This is a genomic window from Aureibaculum luteum (assembly GCF_003449015.1).
GTDB classification, from domain to species: Bacteria; Bacteroidota; Bacteroidia; order Flavobacteriales; family Flavobacteriaceae; genus Aureibaculum; species Aureibaculum luteum.
The window spans coordinates 914707-932605 of sequence record NZ_QRGD01000001.1 but is presented as its reverse complement, the minus strand read 5'-3'; the positions used below and the strand labels follow the sequence as shown (position 1 = coordinate 932605).

14 protein-coding genes and 1 pseudogene are annotated in these 17899 nt (G+C 33.7%); 4 read left to right on the top strand and 11 right to left on the bottom strand.

Annotated features, from left to right (window positions below):
• Positions 1-2: 2 nt before the first annotated feature.
• The 3 genes from D3P13_RS04100 to D3P13_RS04090 all read right to left on the bottom strand — a co-directional run bounded on the left by D3P13_RS04100 (position 3) and on the right by D3P13_RS04090 (position 4728).
• Positions 3-380 (bottom strand): HEPN domain-containing protein, encoded by a 378-nt coding sequence (locus D3P13_RS04100; RefSeq protein WP_117880001.1) that lies wholly within the window; start codon positions 378-380, stop codon positions 3-5.
• Positions 381-514: 134 nt separating this feature from the next.
• The gene (gene nifJ, locus D3P13_RS04095) at positions 515-4048 is read right to left on the bottom strand and encodes a pyruvate:ferredoxin (flavodoxin) oxidoreductase (RefSeq protein WP_117880000.1); all 3534 of its coding nucleotides are present in this window, start codon (positions 4046-4048) and stop codon (positions 515-517) included.
• 329 nt (positions 4049-4377) lie between these two features.
• Positions 4378-4728 (bottom strand): 4Fe-4S dicluster domain-containing protein, encoded by a 351-nt coding sequence (locus tag D3P13_RS04090; RefSeq protein ID WP_117879999.1) that lies wholly within the window; start codon positions 4726-4728, stop codon positions 4378-4380.
• A gap of 131 nt (positions 4729-4859) precedes the next feature.
• Here D3P13_RS04090 and D3P13_RS04085 point away from each other — a divergent pair, with 131 nt between their 5' ends.
• Both D3P13_RS04085 and D3P13_RS04080 read left to right on the top strand, forming a co-directional pair.
• On the top strand, positions 4860-6740 hold the full coding sequence (locus D3P13_RS04085) for a 2-oxoacid:acceptor oxidoreductase subunit alpha (RefSeq protein WP_198679953.1): 1881 nt from the start codon (positions 4860-4862) through the stop codon (positions 6738-6740).
• A gap of 67 nt (positions 6741-6807) precedes the next feature.
• The gene (locus D3P13_RS04080; RefSeq protein WP_117879998.1) at positions 6808-7821 is read left to right on the top strand and encodes a 2-oxoacid:ferredoxin oxidoreductase subunit beta; all 1014 of its coding nucleotides are present in this window, start codon (positions 6808-6810) and stop codon (positions 7819-7821) included.
• A 54-nt stretch (positions 7822-7875) separates the two neighbouring features.
• Here the strand turns inward: D3P13_RS04080 and D3P13_RS04075 are convergent, their stop codons facing one another.
• From D3P13_RS04075 to D3P13_RS04045, 7 genes are read right to left on the bottom strand one after another with little or no spacing between them, the layout of a single operon-like run.
• Entirely contained in the window at positions 7876-8451 is a 576-nt protein-coding gene (locus D3P13_RS04075; RefSeq protein ID WP_117879997.1) for an electron transport complex protein RnfA, read from the bottom strand.
• Between the two features lies 1 nt (position 8452).
• Complete coding sequence (locus tag D3P13_RS04070; protein ID WP_198679952.1) at positions 8453-9058, bottom strand: RnfABCDGE type electron transport complex subunit E; 606 nt, start codon at positions 9056-9058, stop codon at positions 8453-8455.
• Between the two features lie 4 nt (positions 9059-9062).
• Positions 9063-9659, bottom strand: a complete 597-nt coding sequence (locus D3P13_RS04065) for an RnfABCDGE type electron transport complex subunit G (RefSeq protein ID WP_117879996.1) — start codon at positions 9657-9659, stop codon at positions 9063-9065.
• A gap of 2 nt (positions 9660-9661) precedes the next feature.
• Complete coding sequence (locus D3P13_RS04060; RefSeq protein ID WP_117879995.1) at positions 9662-10669, bottom strand: RnfABCDGE type electron transport complex subunit D; 1008 nt, start codon at positions 10667-10669, stop codon at positions 9662-9664.
• Between the two features lies 1 nt (position 10670).
• Complete coding sequence (gene rsxC / locus D3P13_RS04055; protein ID WP_117879994.1) at positions 10671-11999, bottom strand: electron transport complex subunit RsxC; 1329 nt, start codon at positions 11997-11999, stop codon at positions 10671-10673.
• Complete coding sequence (locus tag D3P13_RS04050; protein ID WP_117879993.1) at positions 11992-12909, bottom strand: Fe-S cluster domain-containing protein; 918 nt, start codon at positions 12907-12909, stop codon at positions 11992-11994. Before D3P13_RS04050 ends, rsxC begins: the two co-directional genes overlap by 8 nt.
• Before the next feature lie 6 nt (positions 12910-12915).
• Positions 12916-13344, bottom strand: coding sequence for a SoxR reducing system RseC family protein (locus D3P13_RS04045; RefSeq protein WP_117879992.1), 429 nt, complete (start codon positions 13342-13344; stop codon positions 12916-12918).
• 180 nt (positions 13345-13524) lie between these two features.
• Between D3P13_RS04045 and D3P13_RS22145 the strand changes: the two are divergent.
• Positions 13525-13632, top strand: a pseudogene (locus D3P13_RS22145) (ferredoxin); the annotation flags it as partial.
• 7 nt (positions 13633-13639) lie between these two features.
• On the opposite strand, the gene D3P13_RS04035 reads toward D3P13_RS22145, so the two are convergent.
• A complete protein-coding gene (locus D3P13_RS04035; protein WP_117879991.1) occupies positions 13640-15463 on the bottom strand; it encodes a cation:proton antiporter in 1824 nt (607 codons plus the stop codon).
• A 127-nt stretch (positions 15464-15590) separates the two neighbouring features.
• Between D3P13_RS04035 and D3P13_RS04030 the strand changes: the two genes are divergently transcribed.
• Positions 15591-17828, top strand: a complete 2238-nt coding sequence (locus D3P13_RS04030; RefSeq protein WP_117879990.1) for a SulP family inorganic anion transporter — start codon at positions 15591-15593, stop codon at positions 17826-17828.
• The last annotated feature ends 71 nt before the right edge of the window (positions 17829-17899 follow it).

The following is a 17899-nucleotide window of genomic DNA, read 5'->3' as shown; positions in this document are numbered from 1 at the left end:
ACCTATATGATTTTCTCATGTCTTAAAAGGGTATCTAAACTATCGGCTATGTTAAAACAATTGCTCACTTTTGATAACTCACTGCAGTAATGGGCTGAATCTATAGCTTTTGATGAACAGTTAACTTCAGAAAAGTCGATTTTTTCAAACTTATTATTGATTTTTTTGCATTGTTGTAACAGACTGTCAATTGTGTCGTAACCGCTAGGGTCAACTTTATTATGCAATAAATATCCTTTTAAATAATTTTCTATAGCAACTTGTGCATTTTTGCAGACTACATATTTAATGACATCTTCTTCAGGTTTTAATAGTTGCTCATTCGCTTGTTTTAATTTGACATTTGCTTGTTTAAAAAAGGCTTCGGCTCTTGTTTTCATAATAATAATTTTTAATATTTTATATATTAACCTGTCATTCCGATTCCAATAACTATCGGGGGAGGAATCTTTTAAATTTGAGCTGATATTTAAAAAATTCTTCACTCTAATCAGAATGACAGGTAATATTTACTTTACATATCTCTATAAAGCTCTAATCTTTCCCATTTCGTGTGTACTTCTTCCTGAGCTTGATCAAGCAATGCTTTACCTAGTTCTGCATTTTCTTTAACAACTCTTGTAAAACGTGTTTCGTTATACATGAAGTCTTCAAGAGGAGCTGAAGGAGCTTTAGAATCCAATCTGAACTTCTTGCCTTTTGGTTTAGAAGGATCAAATCTAAATAATGGCCAATATCCAGTTGCAACTGCTTTTACTTGTTGTAAAGCACCGTCTTTTAAATCATAACCATGATCACCACAATGTGAGTACGCAACAATCAACGATGGCCCGTCAAAGGCTTCTGCCTCTTCAATTGCTTTAAGAGTTTGCAAATCTTTTGCTCCCATTGCAACTTGTGCTACATAAACACTTCCGTAAGAAACCGCTTGTAAAGCCAAACTTTTCTTACCAGTACGCTTACCGGAAACCGCGAATTTCGCACTTGCCCCCAAGGGCGTCGCTTTAGACATTTGTCCACCAGTATTAGAATAAATCTCTGTATCCAACACCATAATATTAATGTTTTCACCAGATGCCAATACGTGATCAACACCGCCATAACCGATATCATAAGCCCAGCCATCACCACCTAAAATCCAAACTCCTTTCTTTCTTAAGTATTGAGTTAATTGATTTAGTTTTATAGCATCATCATTATTGTCAATTAAAGCTAACGTTGCTTTCAGTTTTTCAATATCAGCAAATTTTTGTTCCTTCTGAGTTTCATTTTCTTCAGAATTATTTAAGATTGCTTCAACTATTTCACTACCTACTAATAATTCTAAAGATTTTAGAAGATTAACAGCAATTTCCTCTTTTTTAGTTAAGGCTAATTTCATACCTAACCCAAACTCTGCATTATCTTCAAAAAGTGAATTGGCCCAAGCTGGACCTCTACCCGCAGCATTCGTTTTATAAGGAGTAGTTGGTAAGTTACCTCCATAAATAGAGGAACAACCAGTGGCATTAGCTATTAAAATACTATCTCCATATAATTGAGTTAACATTTTAATATATGGTGTTTCACCACAACCGGAACATGCACCGGAGAATTCAAACAATGGCTCAAGGAATTGAGATCCTTTTACATTTGTAATATTTAATTCAGTTCTGTCGTAATCTGGAAGATTAATAAAGTAATCCCAGTTAGAATCTTCTTCATCTTCAACTTTAAGTTTACTGTGCATATTAATTGCTTTAAAATCTGGGTCTTCCTTACTTACAGCAGGACAAACAGCTACACAAAGATCGCAACCTGTACAATCTTGTGCAGATACTTGTAGTACATAAGATTCTTCTGCTTTATTAAAAGGTCTGCCTTTCGCCGGAACCGATTTTAATGTTGATGGTGCATTTACCAATTCGCCGTTAGAAACAACTTTTGCCCTAATGGCAGCATGTGGACAAATGGCTACACACTTATTACATTGTGTACAAAGATCTTCTCCATCCCAAACCGGAACCGTGTCCGCAATACCACGCTTTTCAAATTGCGTAGTACCTGTTGGGAATGTACCGTCAACCGGGAATGCACTTACTGGAAGCTCATCACCCATACCTGCTAATATTTTTCCCAATACTTCTTTTACAAATGGATCTTCTGTACCAGTCATCATTGGTTTAAGCTCTGTATCACTAGTAATTTGTTTTGGATAATCTACTTTTTCAAGGTTTTCTAAAGATTTATCTACTGCATTAAAGTTCTTTTGAACAACAGCATCACCTTTTTTAGAATAAGATTTAACAATAGCTTCTTTAATTTTCTGAATAGCTTCGTCTTTTGGCAACACACCAGAAATAGCAAAGAAACATGTTTGTAAAACGGTATTGGTACGTTTACCTAAATTAGCTTCATGTGCCACTTTGGTTGCATCAATTACATAGAATTCCAATTCATTTTCAACAATCTCTTCCTGCATTTTTTTAGGAAGAATATCCCAAACATCATCTTTAGAGAAAGGAGAGTTCAATAAGAAAGTTCCACCTTTTTTGATGTTCTTTAATATGTCATATTTTTCAATAAAGTTAAATTGATGACATGCTATAAAGTTTGCTTTATGAATTAAATAGGTAGAATATATTGGTTCTGGTCCAAAACGTAAATGTGAAACGGTTTGGGCACCTGCTTTTTTCGAATCATATACAAAATAACCTTGTACATAGTTATCCGTGGTTTCTCCGATTATTTTAATAGAGTTTTTATTGGCACCTACTGTACCATCAGACCCTAAACCATAGAACATGCAGTTAAATGTATTTTTAACCGTATTTAATCTACTTCCTAATTCTAAACTTCTGAATGATACATCATCATTAATACCAACTGTAAAGTGATTTAATGGCTGTTCCTTATCCAACTCATCATAAACTGCTTTCACCATTGCCGGATCAAATTCTTTAGAAGATAACCCGTAACGTCCACCAATTATATTTGGCATTGCCCTTTTGCTTTCCACAAAAGCTGTTACAACATCTTGATAAAGAGGTTCACCAATACTACCTGGTTCTTTAGTTCTGTCTAAAACAGCTACTTTTTTAACCGTTTCTGGTAAAGCATCCACAAAATGACTAATTGAGAACGGTCTGAACAAACGTACTATAATAGCACCTACTTTTTCACCATTTTTCACCATTGTTTCTACAGCCTCCATTACAGGACCTTGACCAGAACCCATAATTATCACTACTTTTTCTGCTTCAGGATGACCCACATAATAAAATAAGCTATACTTACGCCCTGTGTGCTTGAAAAATTCATCCATTGTATTTTCTACAATTCCAGGAACTTTATCATAGTACAGGTTAGCCGCCTCCCTAGCTTGGAAGAAAACATCTGGATTTTGCGAAGTTCCCCTGATAACAGGATTGTCTGGATCTAACGATCTATTTTTATGAGCCATTATTTCATTCTCTGGCATCATATCCTTAATAATATCATCAGTAATACCATCGATTTTAGAGATCTCATGAGAGGTTCTAAACCCGTCAAAGATATTCATGAATGGTATTCTTGATTTTAAAGTTGCAACTTGTGATATCAAAGCCATGTCTTGAGCTTCTTGCACAGATCCGCTAAATAGCATAGAGAATCCCGTTTGTCTTGCGGCCATTACATCAGAATGATCACCAAAAATAGATAAGGCATGCGTTGCAATTGTTCTTGCTGCTACATGAATAACAGTTGGTAATAACTCACCTGCCATTTTATACATGTTAGGAATCATTAACAACAATCCTTGAGATGCTGTAAACGTAGTTGTTAAAGCACCTGCTTGTAAAGCCCCATGTACAGCACCAGCTGCTCCACCTTCACTTTGCAATTCTACAATTCTTGGAATATTACCCCAAATATTCATCTGTTTTTTTGAGCTATAAACATCTACATGTTCGCCCATTGGTGAGGCTGGTGTAATAGGATAAATGGCACACACCTCATTTGTTTTATGAGCAACTTTAGCAACCGCTTCATTGGCATCACAAATTAATTTTGGAAAATTTTTTTTCATAATAATATTGTCATATTAATAAAAATGAAACTCGCAAAATAAAAGGATACAGTTTTTGCAAATTTTTAATTTCGTACGCGTAAAACAGGTTAATCAAATTTAACCATGTTATTCAACTAAATATTGTATAAAAATAATAAGACTTTGGTCTAAAAACCATGATAAATATCATGTTAAGTAACTATTAATGGGCGTTAAGCAAAAAATGAGAATTTCAACTTTTGTGAAATTCTCATTTTAAAACGTACATTTCTACAAGCATTTCCAAACTTGAAATCTTGTATATTATTAATAATAAAGACCATATTTAAAATATGGAGGTAATACGTTTATTCAGCGTGAAGCCAAGCTTTTTTCTGTAATAAATATTCTTCTGTTTCCACATGGTTTTCATCTGGAATACAACAATCAACTGGGCAGACTGCTGCACATTGAGGTTCGTCATGGAAACCTTTACACTCAGTACACTTGTCAGATGCTATGAAGTAAAATTCATCAGAGATTGGTTCGTTTGACGCATCGGCATCCACTTGTCTTCCATCGAGCGTAGTAACCATTCCACTTAATTCAGTTTCGTCTGAAAACGCCCATTCTTGATCTGGTTCGTAAATTGCATTATTAGGACACTCTACTATACAAGCATCGCAGTTTATACATTCATCTGTTATAATAATAGCCATAATTATCCGATTTTTATGATAATAATGACCAAATTTAAAGTAATTTTAAGCCTCTTTTACTGACAAAAATCATGTTTTGCGAAATAATCTATAATTATTTTTACTTATTTGTTAACTAATAATCTCGTACCATGAATGTAGAAAATAAAATTGCAAAAAATACAAAGGGTCAAATTGAAGTTTTGGAAGCTGTAGTTATTCGTTTTGTGGGAGATTCAGGTGATGGTATGCAGTTAACAGGTACACAATTTTCAGATACTTCGGCCATGTTTGGCAACGACGTAGCTACATTCCCCAATTATCCCGCAGAAATAAGAGCACCACAAGGAAGTTTGTATGGTGTATCTGGCTTTCAAGTTCATATTGGCAGTATGGAAATAAATACACCTGGAGATGATGTTGACCTGCTGGTAGCTATGAACCCAGCTGGGTTAAAAACAAATCTATATGCTGTAAAACCTGGTCATACCATTATTGTTGATACAGACTCTTTTACAAAAAAGAATTTGGAAAAGGCACAATATAAAACCAATCCATTGGAAGATGGAAGTCTTGCAAATTATCGCATTATTGAAGTTGGAATGACTACCTTAACCAAAGAGGCTTTAAAAAATGTGGATGGTCTTGATAATAAAAGTATTACCCGAAGTAAAAATATGTTTGCATTGGGTATGGTCTATTGGATGTACCACCGTGCTCGAGAGCATACGATAGATTTCATTAATAAAAAGTTCAAATCAAAACCTGAAATAATTGAGGCCAATACCAAGGTTTTAAATGCAGGATACTATTTTGCCGAAACATTAGAGTTAATACCCAATGCTTATACTATTGTACCTGCAAAAATGGCACCAGGTACTTATAGAATTATCATGGGTAATGCTGCCACAGCTTGGGGGTTCTTGGCAGCAGCAGAAAAATCTGGGCTTGAATTATTTTTAGGTTCCTACCCAATAACTCCTGCAACCGATATATTACATGAATTGGTAAAGCATAAACATTTTGGCGTAAAGGCTTTTCAGGCTGAAGATGAAATAGCAGGGATTTCTTCCGCCATTGGAGCTGCCTTTGCTGGTGATTTGGCGATTACTACTACATCTGGGCCTGGTTTGGCATTAAAAGGCGAAGCATTAGGATTGGCAATGATGATAGAGTTACCATTAGTTGTAGTTAATGTACAAAGAGGTGGTCCTTCAACAGGTTTACCGACGAAAACTGAGCAATCTGACCTTTTGCAAGCCATGTATGGAAGAAATGGCGAAAGTCCTGTCATTGTAATTGCTGCCAGTACTCCATCTAACTGTTTTAATTTTGCGTACGAAGCTTCAAAATTAGCCTTAGAACACATGACACCTGTTATATTATTAACTGATGGTTATATTGCAAATGGCTCCGCTCCTTGGAAAATCAAAACAGTAGATGAAATGCCTGAAATCAGAAATAATAAAGTGTCAGAGATTAAGGAAAACTTTCACCCTTATGATCGAGACCAAAAATCCTTAGCCCGTAATTGGGCAATACCAGGTACACCTGGATTAGAGCATAGAGTTGGTGGTTTAGAAAAAGATAAAGTTACGGGGAATGTTTCTTATGTTCCAGAAAATCATGAATATATGACGAAGATAAGGGCGGAAAAAATAAAACGAGTACAAAATTACATTCCCGAAATAGCATCTGAATTTGCTCAGAAAGGTGATTTACTAGTTGTAGGTTGGGGTGGAACTTATGGTAGTTTATATACGGCTGTAAAACAACTTAATGATGATGGTTTTACTAATATTGGTTACGCCCATTTCAATTATATAAATCCATTACCAAAAAATACTGAAGATCTTTTTAAAAAATTTAAGAAAATTATTGTTTGCGAATTAAACAATGGTCAGTTTGTTAATGTATTGAGAATTCATTTTAACGGTTTTGAATTCTTACAACATAATAAAATTCAAGGACTACCTTTCTCAAATAGTGAATTGACAGAAAAATTTAAACAATTGGTGAGTGTTAGTGAATAAGACTTGCAAAAGAACAAGTCTAAATGAATAAACTAGTAATAATAACTTTTCACCTAAAAGAATAATTATGGAAACAACAGCTATAAAACAATATACATTTAAAGATTTTGCGAGCGATCAGGAAGTAAGATGGTGTCCAGGTTGTGATGACTACGTTATATTACGTTCTATGCAAAAAGCTCTTCCAGAAATGGGAGTAAAAAAAGAAGATGTCGTTTTTATTTCAGGCATTGGATGTTCGTCTCGTTTTCCATATTATATGGATACTTACGGTATGCATGGAATTCATGGTAGAGCTCCAGCTATTGCCACTGGTGTAAAATTGGCCAATCCGAATCTAAGTGTTTGGGTAATAACTGGTGATGGAGATAGCTTAGCTATTGGAGGAAATCACTTTATTCATGTGTTGCGGAGAAATATTGATTTAAATATAATTCTTTTCAATAATGAAATTTATGGATTGACCAAAGGGCAATTTTCACCAACTTCGTTGGTGGGACAAAAAACAAAATCATCACCCTATGGTAATACACAGCCTCCTTTTTCTCCAGGAGAATTGGCTTTAGGTGCTGGGGCAAGATTCTTTGCCAGGGTTGGGGGTAACACTCCAAAAGAAATGACTACTATATTTATTGAATCAGAAAAATTTAAAGGCACGGCCTTAGTCGAAATATTACAAAACTGTGTTATTTTTAACGATGGTTGTTTTACACAATATACAGACAAAGCAGTAAGGGAGGATAAGCAATTATATGTTGAACATGGTAAACCAATGATTTTTGGAAAAGAACGAGACAAAGGTTTGGTATTAAATAAATTGAAATTAGAAGTAGTAACTATAGGAGAAAATGGAGTTACACAAGAAGATATATTAGTTCACGACGCAAAAGACTCTGACCCAACTCTTCACCAAATGCTTGTAAGATTAGATTATCCGTTGATTACAGGAATTATTAGGAGTTTTGATGATATTACTTTAGGAGAACGAGAAGATGATTTAACAGCAGCTGTAAAATTCAATTCAAAATTCAAAAAAACTAATGATTTGTTCTTTTCTGGAGAAACTTATGAGGTAAAATAGTATTTGTTTGTAAATACGTTACAACACAAAACAGCTATGTTTAGAAAACTATAATTATACCAGCCCAGTAAATCCTAAAAAAGCCAAAGACAATAAGCCTGCCACTAATAAATTAATTGGTACACCCTTCATACCTTCTGGTATATCTGCCAGCTCCAATTGTTCTCTAATGCTTGCGAAAAGTATCAATGCCAATGCAAAGCCAATAGAATTAGCAATGGCAAAAAATACAGCTTTTAATAAACTGCCTCCTTCTAATCCTAAGGCTAATATTGCTACACCTAAAACAGCACAATTCGTAGTAATTAAAGGTAAAAACACACCTAATGCTTGATATAACGGTGGACTTACTTTCTTTAGGATAATTTCTACCATCTGTACCAAAGCCGCAATTACCAATATAAAAGTGATGGTTCTTAAATAATCTAATCCCACAGGAATTAAAACATATTGATGCAGTAAATAAGTAACCGTAGTTGCAATGGTCATTACAAATAAAACAGCCCCAGACATTCCTACAGAAGTTGAAACTTTGTTGGAAACACCTAAAAAAGGGCAAATACCTAAAAATTGTGAGAGTACAATATTGTTTACAAAAACAGCGGCAATAAGTATTATAATATAATCCATTTTAAGTAGTTTTTGTTGAAATTTTGTTAAATAAAACGCTTAAGTAAGCTAATGCAATAAAGGCTCCCGGGGGTAGTATAAATAATATAAACGTGTTTGCATCTTCTGAAACAAATTTAAAATCAAAGATACTTCCGCTTCCTAATATTTCACGTGTTACTCCCAACGCAGTAAGTGCAATTACAAATCCGATTCCCATTCCTAAACCGTCTAGTATTGAAGACATTAGATTGTTTTTTGATGCAAATGCTTCGGCCCTCCCCAATATCAAACAGTTTACTACAATTAATGGTATAAAAATGCCTAATTGTTCATATAAAAAAGGGATAAATGCCTCTAATACCATTTCTACTATGGTCACAAAAGATGCTATGATAATTATGAAAGCTGGTATTCTTACCTTACTTGGAATATGCGATTTAAACAACGAGACTACAATATTCGACATTAACAATACAAACAAAGTAGCTACCCCCATACCTAAGCCATTAAACGCTGATGATGTTACACCCAACGTTGGGCACATACCTAACAGCATTACAAAAACAGGGTTTTCTTTTACAATTCCCTTTAAAAAATTTTGCTTTTGATTGATTGTTTCAGCCATAATCCTAATGTTTAGATGTATTATTGGAATCAAGGTTTTTTAAGAACTCATCATAGGCCATTTTAACAGATTCACCAAATGCCCTAGAGGTAATTGTTGCTCCAGTTAAAGCATCTACTTCACCACCATCCTTCGTTACTTTTAAATTGAATTTCGAAGGGTTAATACCTCTAAACTGTTTTAAAAACTTCTCATCTTTCATTTTTGTCCCTAAGCCTGGTGTTTCCTTTTGCTCCAATACAACGATATTCTGAATGGTGCCATCTGGTGTAAAGCCTACCATAATTTTTACCAAGCCACTAAATCCCTTTTCAGAAGAACCAATAACGGCCGCTCCAACAAATTCTTCATTTTTAAAAGCTGGGTATATTTCTACACTATCTTTAGCAAACTCAGACTTAACTACTACTAAGTCTTCTACCGGATTATTATTAAACTCTGGTAACACTAATTTTATAGCATTTATTTTTCTATCTAATTTTGCCTTTGCTATTGGCTCAATGGTTAAATCATTGATAAAGCCTAATGAGAGTCCTGAAACGAGTGTTATTAATAAAAGAGACACGACCATATTTATAAATGTTGATTCTTTCTTACCCATAATTACACAATTTTAGCTTTTATTTTAGAACCAAATCTTCGCGGTTTAAAATATTTATTGATTAATGGCACAAAGGCATTCATTATTAAAATTGCAAAAGAAATACCTTCCGGATATGCCCCAAAAAGCCTTATTACAACTGTGATTATTCCAATGCCAATAGCAAAAATTACCATTCCTTTTTTAGTCATTGGGCTTGTCACTAAATCAGTAGCCATATAAAAGGTTCCTAGAATAGCACCACCCGATAGTATATGAATTATTGGGTTTGCAAATTGCTCAGAATTTACCAGCCAAAAGATGCTTGTCATTATCGCTATGGTTGCTAACAGAATTACTGGAATATGCCAAGAAATTACTTTTCTTATGATTAAATATAATCCCCCAATAAGTAATGCAATAGCAGACATTTCGCCTAAAGAACCACCCGTTATACCCAATAACATATCCATATTTGAAGGAATTTTAGCACTAAGACTAGTCATGGTTTCTCCAAATTGTAAGCCTTCTTTAATAATACCTAATGGAGTTGCACCGGTAACTGCATCAGCAATTACAGTATTATTTTCGACCGCTGTTGGCCACATGGTCATTTGTACCGGGAAGGAAACCAATAAAAACACACGACCTACTAAAGCAGGGTTGAAAATATTAAACCCAAGACCTCCAAATGAAAGTTTAGCAACTCCAATCGCTACCAAACTACCCACAATTATCATCCATATAGGTAGTCCGGCTGGTAAGTTAAAGGCTAATAATATTCCTGTTATTAATGCGGAACCATCACTAATAGTTACTTTTGTTTTTAATATATATTTTTGGATTAAGAACTCGAATAGCAGGCAAGAAATTACAGCAATTGATGTAAGAATCATGGCACTATAGCCAAATACATATAATGATACCAAAAATGCCGGAATCAATGCTATAACAACATCATACATAACTTTTTTCGAAGTTCTCGCTGAATGTATGTGCGGTGAGGCTGAAATAATAATTGGGTCTGCCATATTAATTTTTTGCAGTGTTTAATTTTTTAACAATACTTTTTCCAAAGCGTATATAATCTAACAAAGGACGGTGTGATGGACAAACATAACTGCAAGAACCACACTCAATACATGTCATAATATCTTCATTGGCAGCTGTTTCATAAATCCCTTTTTCAGTTAAATTCATCAATAGATGTGGCTCTAGTCCCATAGGGCAAACATCTACACATTCTCCACAACGGATACAATTTTTTGGTTCACCTCTGCTAGCTTCATCTTCAGATATAACCAGTATTCCTGAAGTTCCTTTTGTTACTGGTACATCCGTGTTTTTGATGGCTTTTCCCATCATTGGACCACCATTCACAATTTTGCGAGTGCCTTCTGGTATACCACCAACTTCATTTACTAAATCTTTAATAGGCGTACCTATTTTTACCCAAAAATTGGAAGCATTCTCAATTTTTTTACCCGTAACAGTTACAACTCTCTCAATTAATGGTCGGTCGTATTGTACTGCTTGATAAATTGCGAAAATAGTTCCAACATTATGCACGATAATACCAACATCCATTGGTAATCCGCCTTTAGGAACTTCACGTTTTATTATGGCTTTTATAAGTTGCTTTTCACTTCCTTGAGGATATTTAACCTGAAGTGCTGCTACTTTAATTCTTTTATCAGATTGTGCCGCTTTTTTTAATGCTTTAATTGCATCTTTTTTATTATTTTCTATACCAATGACTGCCTCTTGAATGTGTAAGGCGTGCATTAAAATTTGGATTCCAACAATAATTTCATCTGCTTTTTCAAGCATTAATCTATGGTCTGCTGTTAAATAGGGTTCACATTCAACACCATTAATAATTAGACAATCTACATGATTATCATTTTTAAGATCTAACTTAACATGAGATGGAAAAGTCGCTCCACCTAAACCAACAATTCCAGAATCTGTAATATGTTTCAGAATATCCTTTTGATCCATAGATATTTCCTTTTTTAGAGGAAAATTTGGTTCTTCAAAATTCGATTCGTTTTTTTGATCGGTTCTAATAACAATACATTGTTTTTTATAACCACTTGTATCAACAATCATATCGAGCTTGGTAACAGTTCCAGCAACAGGAGAATGTATGTTTGAGGATACGAATCCGCTAGATTTTGCTACAACCTGACCAATTTCAACTTTATCTTTTCTATCTACAATTATTTCTGAAGGAATACCAATATGTTGTGCAATAGGCACATAAACAACCTTTGGTATAGGCATCCTTTTGATCTCTTTTGAAGAGGTTATCTTGTTTTCAGCAGGATGAATACCACCTTTTGGAAATGTTTTAAGCATCAGTTTTAGGAATTACAGATTCGACACTTTCTTTAACAACGGCTACTTTTTCTACTTTAGGTTTTTCTACTTTAGGTTTTTTTACCTTTTTTGGAGGAAAATTAGTTTCTATAATAGAGTGAGTAGGACAAACCTCTACACATTTTCTGCAAAGGGTGCATAAAACGGGGTCTATATATGCTAAATTACCGGTCATTATAACAGCATCTTTAGGACAAATATCCTCACATTTAGAACAGCCAATACAAGCAACATCACAGGCTTTCTTAGCGATTCCACCTTTGTCCTCATTTAAACAACCGACAAATATTTTAAGATCCCTTTTATTTTTAGGACGCATTTCAATAATATCTCTCGGACAAGCTTTTACACATGCACCACATGATGTACACTTATCAGATATGATTACAGGTAAGCCTGTGCTTTCATCCATGTACATGGCATCAAAATCACATACCGCAACACAATCGCCATCACCTAAACAGCCGTATTGACAATCTGTTTCTCCACCATAAACCATGGCTGATATGGAACAAGTTCTTGGTCCTTGATATATGGTGGTTTTTGGACGTACGTCACATCCACCTTGACAAAGTAATACTGCTACTGTCGGATCTTTCTCGGCAACTTCTTTTCCTAGAATTTCAGAAACCAGCTTCATCACGTCGTTTCCACCTACAGGGCAAAATAATTCCGAAATGTCATCAGAGTTTACAAGTTTCTGAGCAAAAGCCTTACAACCAGGAGAACCACAGCCACCACAATTGGCAGCGGGTAGAACGTCATCTACATCAGCTATTAAAGGGTCTTCATACACATAGAATTTTTTAGAAACTACATACAGTATTATTGCTGCAAATATTCCTAAAGAAGCTAATAAAAGAACACTATATAAAATTGAATTTGTCATTCTTAATTATATTTTTAATATTGAAATTTCTAGAGCTTTTTTAAATGTGTTTTTTAAAACATAAAGAATGAAGTAATAAGGTATTAAAACGAGAATTGAAATCAAGCCAGCCTGCCATTCTATTAAAAAAGTTGAAGCTATTATTAATGAAGAGAACATTACTAGGAAGGGAAATACGTATGCCCAAAACACAGCCTTTAAACCCAGTGCTTTTTTTAAAACAACATTAACGTTCTCATTTAACTTGAATGTATCTCTAGAGTTTATTATTTCAATTTCTTTTGTATTGGATTCTGAAATTCCGCAGGCTGCTTTTGCACGACAAGATTCACAATGTATATTTTGCTCTAAAGTTACTATAATAGCGTTGCCCTTTATATTTGAAATTATCCCTGAGTGTACAAATGTACTTTTACTATCTAGTTGAGAACCCATATATCTAACAATTGCCCTACAAAATTAATACATCCGTTTAGGTAATTATATGATTTTTGTCAGGTTTATAGGTAACCTTTATTTAGTTTAAAAGATACTTATTACTAATTTTGAGCTGGTATTTTAAGATTGGATTTTAAGGTAGAACTATTAATTGAAAGTTTCTCTCAATTATAATGAGCTTTTTATGTAAAAGATAATAGCCGTTTAGGCTGTCAAATTTATTTAAAAGAAAAACTTGATGGGTTAATTGTAGAATTAGCACCTGAATCTGAAATAAGCGAATAAATAAGGACTAGACTTTAATTAGTTTACCTAAATAGATAAGTGAAGCACCTTCCGCAATTTTAACATTTTTATTATTTGAAGGAATAATTTCTAATACACCCATTTTATTTTTAATAAATAGGGGTACAATTTCTTCATCGTTTTCAGTACGTTCAATTAAACGCTCAAAATGTTCTTTTGATTCTAACTTAATTTCATTAATACTGGGATAATTGTTGGCAACTTTATTTAAAGAATTATAATCGTTAGTATGCGAGAATAAGCCTTCTTTAGGATTGCTTTGCTCGTCTTTCATTTCAGTTGTACTTACCAATCTAAATGTACCATTTTCACCAAATTGATTTTTAAATTTATCGATTACGTAATTGTTTATTTCTGAATTCGCTGTTAAAGCCATTAAATAACCAACATCGTTTAATTCAATATTATCTGCTAATTTATCTGAATAAACATCGCTATTTATGGCCTCCAGACCAAGTTCTCTTGCCTTGTTTATATTATTTTGGTTACTGTCAATTAAGACTACATGCCTTCCGTTACTTTCCAAATAATGACCAATTAAGCGAGAAATTTTTGATGCACCAACAATTAAAATCCCTTCAGATTTCGTTAGAAATACACCAATTAATTTGGCAAATATTCTTGCAGTGGTTGCATTTAATAAAACGGTTCCCAATACAATCATAAAGACAAGTGGGGTAATGTATTCAGCACCAGATACACCATTTTTGGCTAACTTTAAACCAAATAATGAGGCGATTCCTGCTGCTACTATACCACGAGGGCCAACCCAACTAATAAATATTTTTTCATTCAATTTTAAACTTGAATTGTAGGTGCTTAAAAATACGCCGATAGGTCTAATTATAAAAACAACGATCGCAAATAATAATGCAGTTTTCCAATTGTAAATTAATAATAGATCTTCAAAGTTTATATTGGCTGATAATAATATAAATAATATCGAAATTAAGAGGACACTTAATGATTCTTTAAAATATAATAACTCTTTTAAGTATGGTGAATTAGAATTTCCTAACACCATGCCCATTACAACAACAGCTAATAAACCAGATTCATGTGCAAAAGTATCTGAAAGTACAAAAACGCCAAGAACTGAAGCCAATGCTAAAACATTTAACAAATAATGAGGCACCCATTTTTTATTAATTATAAAGTTTAAAGCATGTGCAAAAGTAAAACCAAAAGTAAAACCAAATAATACAATCTTAGCAAATTCAACTAATGCTGTTTTTGTGAATTCTCCACCACCTTCTACACTAATAAATTCAAAAACCAAAACGGCTACTAAAGCTCCAATGGGGTCAATTAAGATCCCTTCCCATTTAAGTACTGCAGACACATCTTTTTTTAATGGAATATTTCTTAGAATTGGAGTAATAACGGTAGGTCCAGTTACTATAATTAAGGCTGAAAATAAGAATGATATCTGCCAACTTAGATTAAATATATAATAGGCAGCCATTGCTGCACCAAAAAAGGTAACAACAGAACCTATCGTAATTAACTTTGTAATAACTGGCCCAACATTTTTAATTTCATTCAATTTTAATGTTAACCCTCCTTCAAATAAGATGATACTAATAGCTAAGGAAACAAAATAAAACAAACTTTCTCCAGGAAATAAACCTTCTTTACCATTCCAAATAGGTTCTATCCATTTTGTACCATCTTCGGATAGAAATTCCGCAGCAATTGGTCCAACGAGTAGTCCTATTAAAATTAATGGTAAGATTGCTGGAATTTTTAACTTCCAAGCAACCCATTGAGCCAAAATACCTAAGATAATAATTCCCGCTAATTCAATCATTGGTTAATTTTGCTGTGAAAATACTAAATAAAATGATTTTAGCAATTATTTATTAGTAGTCATTATAAATTGTTTCCCTTTTAAAAATACTATCTTACGAAAATCAAAAATTGATCTAATTATAACTATGAATTCTAACAACCCAATCCCCTCGAAGGGACTTAAAGGACTGAAAGAAAATTGGCGTAATGATGTTTCGGCTGCTTTAAGTGTATCACTAGTCGCGTTGCCTTTGGCTTTGGGAATTGCAGTAGCCTCTGGAGTGTCTCCTATGGCTGGTGTGCTTTCTGCAATTATTGGTGGTGTTGTTACAACATTTTTTCGAGGAGGAAATTTATCTATCAATGGTCCTGCGGCAGGTTTAATTGCTGCTATTTTAGGAGGCCTAGTTGTATTAGATGGTAATATTAATTACGTTTTAGCGGCTATTGTTGTGTCAGGTGGTATTCAAACTATATTGGGTTTTCTTAAAATGGGCCGCTTTGCCAAGTTATTACCTTCTTCAGTATTACATGGAATTTTGGCAGCAATTGGAATCATCATTTTTGCAAAGCAAATACACTATGCTCTTGGAACGAGTTCAGATGCCGATACAATTATTGGAATTCTATCTGATGTTTTCCATAAACTTCCAGAAATAAATCCTTTTGTGTTTTTGATAGCTTTAGTAGGTATACTAGTCCTCTTTTTTTATAAAAAGATTAATCAGAAATTCATACGTGTAATCCCTGCTCCCATGTGGGTTTTACTTTTGGCATTACCTATTGTATTTGGATTTGATTTTTTTAATGAGCATAGTATTTCATTGTTCGGAAAGAATTACGTTGTTGGTCCTCAATTATTGATTGATATTCCTGACAATCCTCTCGATAGTATAATGCATCCTGATTTTGCTATGATTGGAACATCTGCATTTTGGCTTACTGTTTTATCAATTACAACAATAGCTTCTGTAGTTACGTTGGCAAGTGCACGAGCCGTTGATAAGTTAGATCCTTATAGGCGTACCACTAATTTAGACAAAGACTTAGTAGGTGTAGGATTGAGCACCATGGTTTCTGGAGCGTTAGGAGGCCTACCCATTACCACAGTAATTGTTCGGAGTACTGTAAATGTAAATAGTAATGCTAAAACAAAATGGTCTAATTTATTTCACGGTATTTTTCTAATTCTTTTTGTGCTTATTTTGGCTCCTGTTTTAAGAAGTGTACCCTTGGCAGCTTTAGCTGCAATTTTAGTTCATACAGGGTTTAAATTAGCATCTCCAAAAGTATTTAAACATGCTTATGATCAAGGTGTAGAACAGTTGCTATTTCTTTCGGCAACACTTTTTATTACACTTTTTACAGATCTACTTTATGGTATAATTGGTGGAATTCTATTTACACTAATCTTACATATGTTATTAGCTAAAGTTGGAGTCGTTAAGTTTTTTAAAAAGATTTATAAGTCTGGTTCTAAGGTGTATAGTTTGGAAAATGGAACGTATGATGTCAAATTAAAAGGAATTGCAAATTTTTTATATGCATTACGACTAGATAAATTATTGAACGACATTCCTAAAGGGTCTACTATACGAATTGATATGTCACAAACTCGTTTAGTTGATTTAACCATTATGGAAAACTTGATTGAATTTAAACGCATACATGATAATGACGGTGGTGATGTGAAATTAATTGGACTGGAAAATCACGTAGCGTCTACAAGCCATAATCGAGCTTTAAAAATTGTTACAGGTCGTGTTAAAAAACGTATTACCAAACGTCAAATTCGCTTGCAAAAATTGGCGATTGCAAATGGCTGGTCTTTTGAACGTGAAGTAGATTGGAATACTTCATATCTGCGTAATTTTGATTTCTTTGATTCAAGACCAATTGAAATGAAGAATAATTCGCTTCAAGGATTAGATAAAGAAAATAATGCACATTGGGAAATTGCCGATATTGTTTTTGACGAAGGAGCTTTGTTAGCTTTAGAAGTATATGAAACTACGGTGCAAATAGTAAAACTACCCACTTCTATTCCTAGATTTGTGATTGATAAAGAAGCAATTTTTGACAAAGTTTTTAATAGAGTAAAAGTACTTTCTGGTTCAAAAGGTGATATAAATTTTGAGAAATATGCTGACTTTTCTAAGAAGTTTCTATTAACTGGAGAGAATGAAGATGCTATTCGAGCTTTTTTTACCGATGATCTTATTCGTTTTTTAGATAAAAATGAAATTCATCATATTGAGAGTAATGGAGAAGCTTTGATGATATTTAAATATTTGCATATTGCTCGTACCGATGAGGTGCAAAATATGCTAACATTTGCACTTGATTTATTGAGTCATATGGATCTGAAAAAAACATCTAAATAGTCATTTTAACGGTCTATTCGTTTTTATAAAAAATTATTTTTAGAGCCAATTTATAAAAGTTACCACTTTAC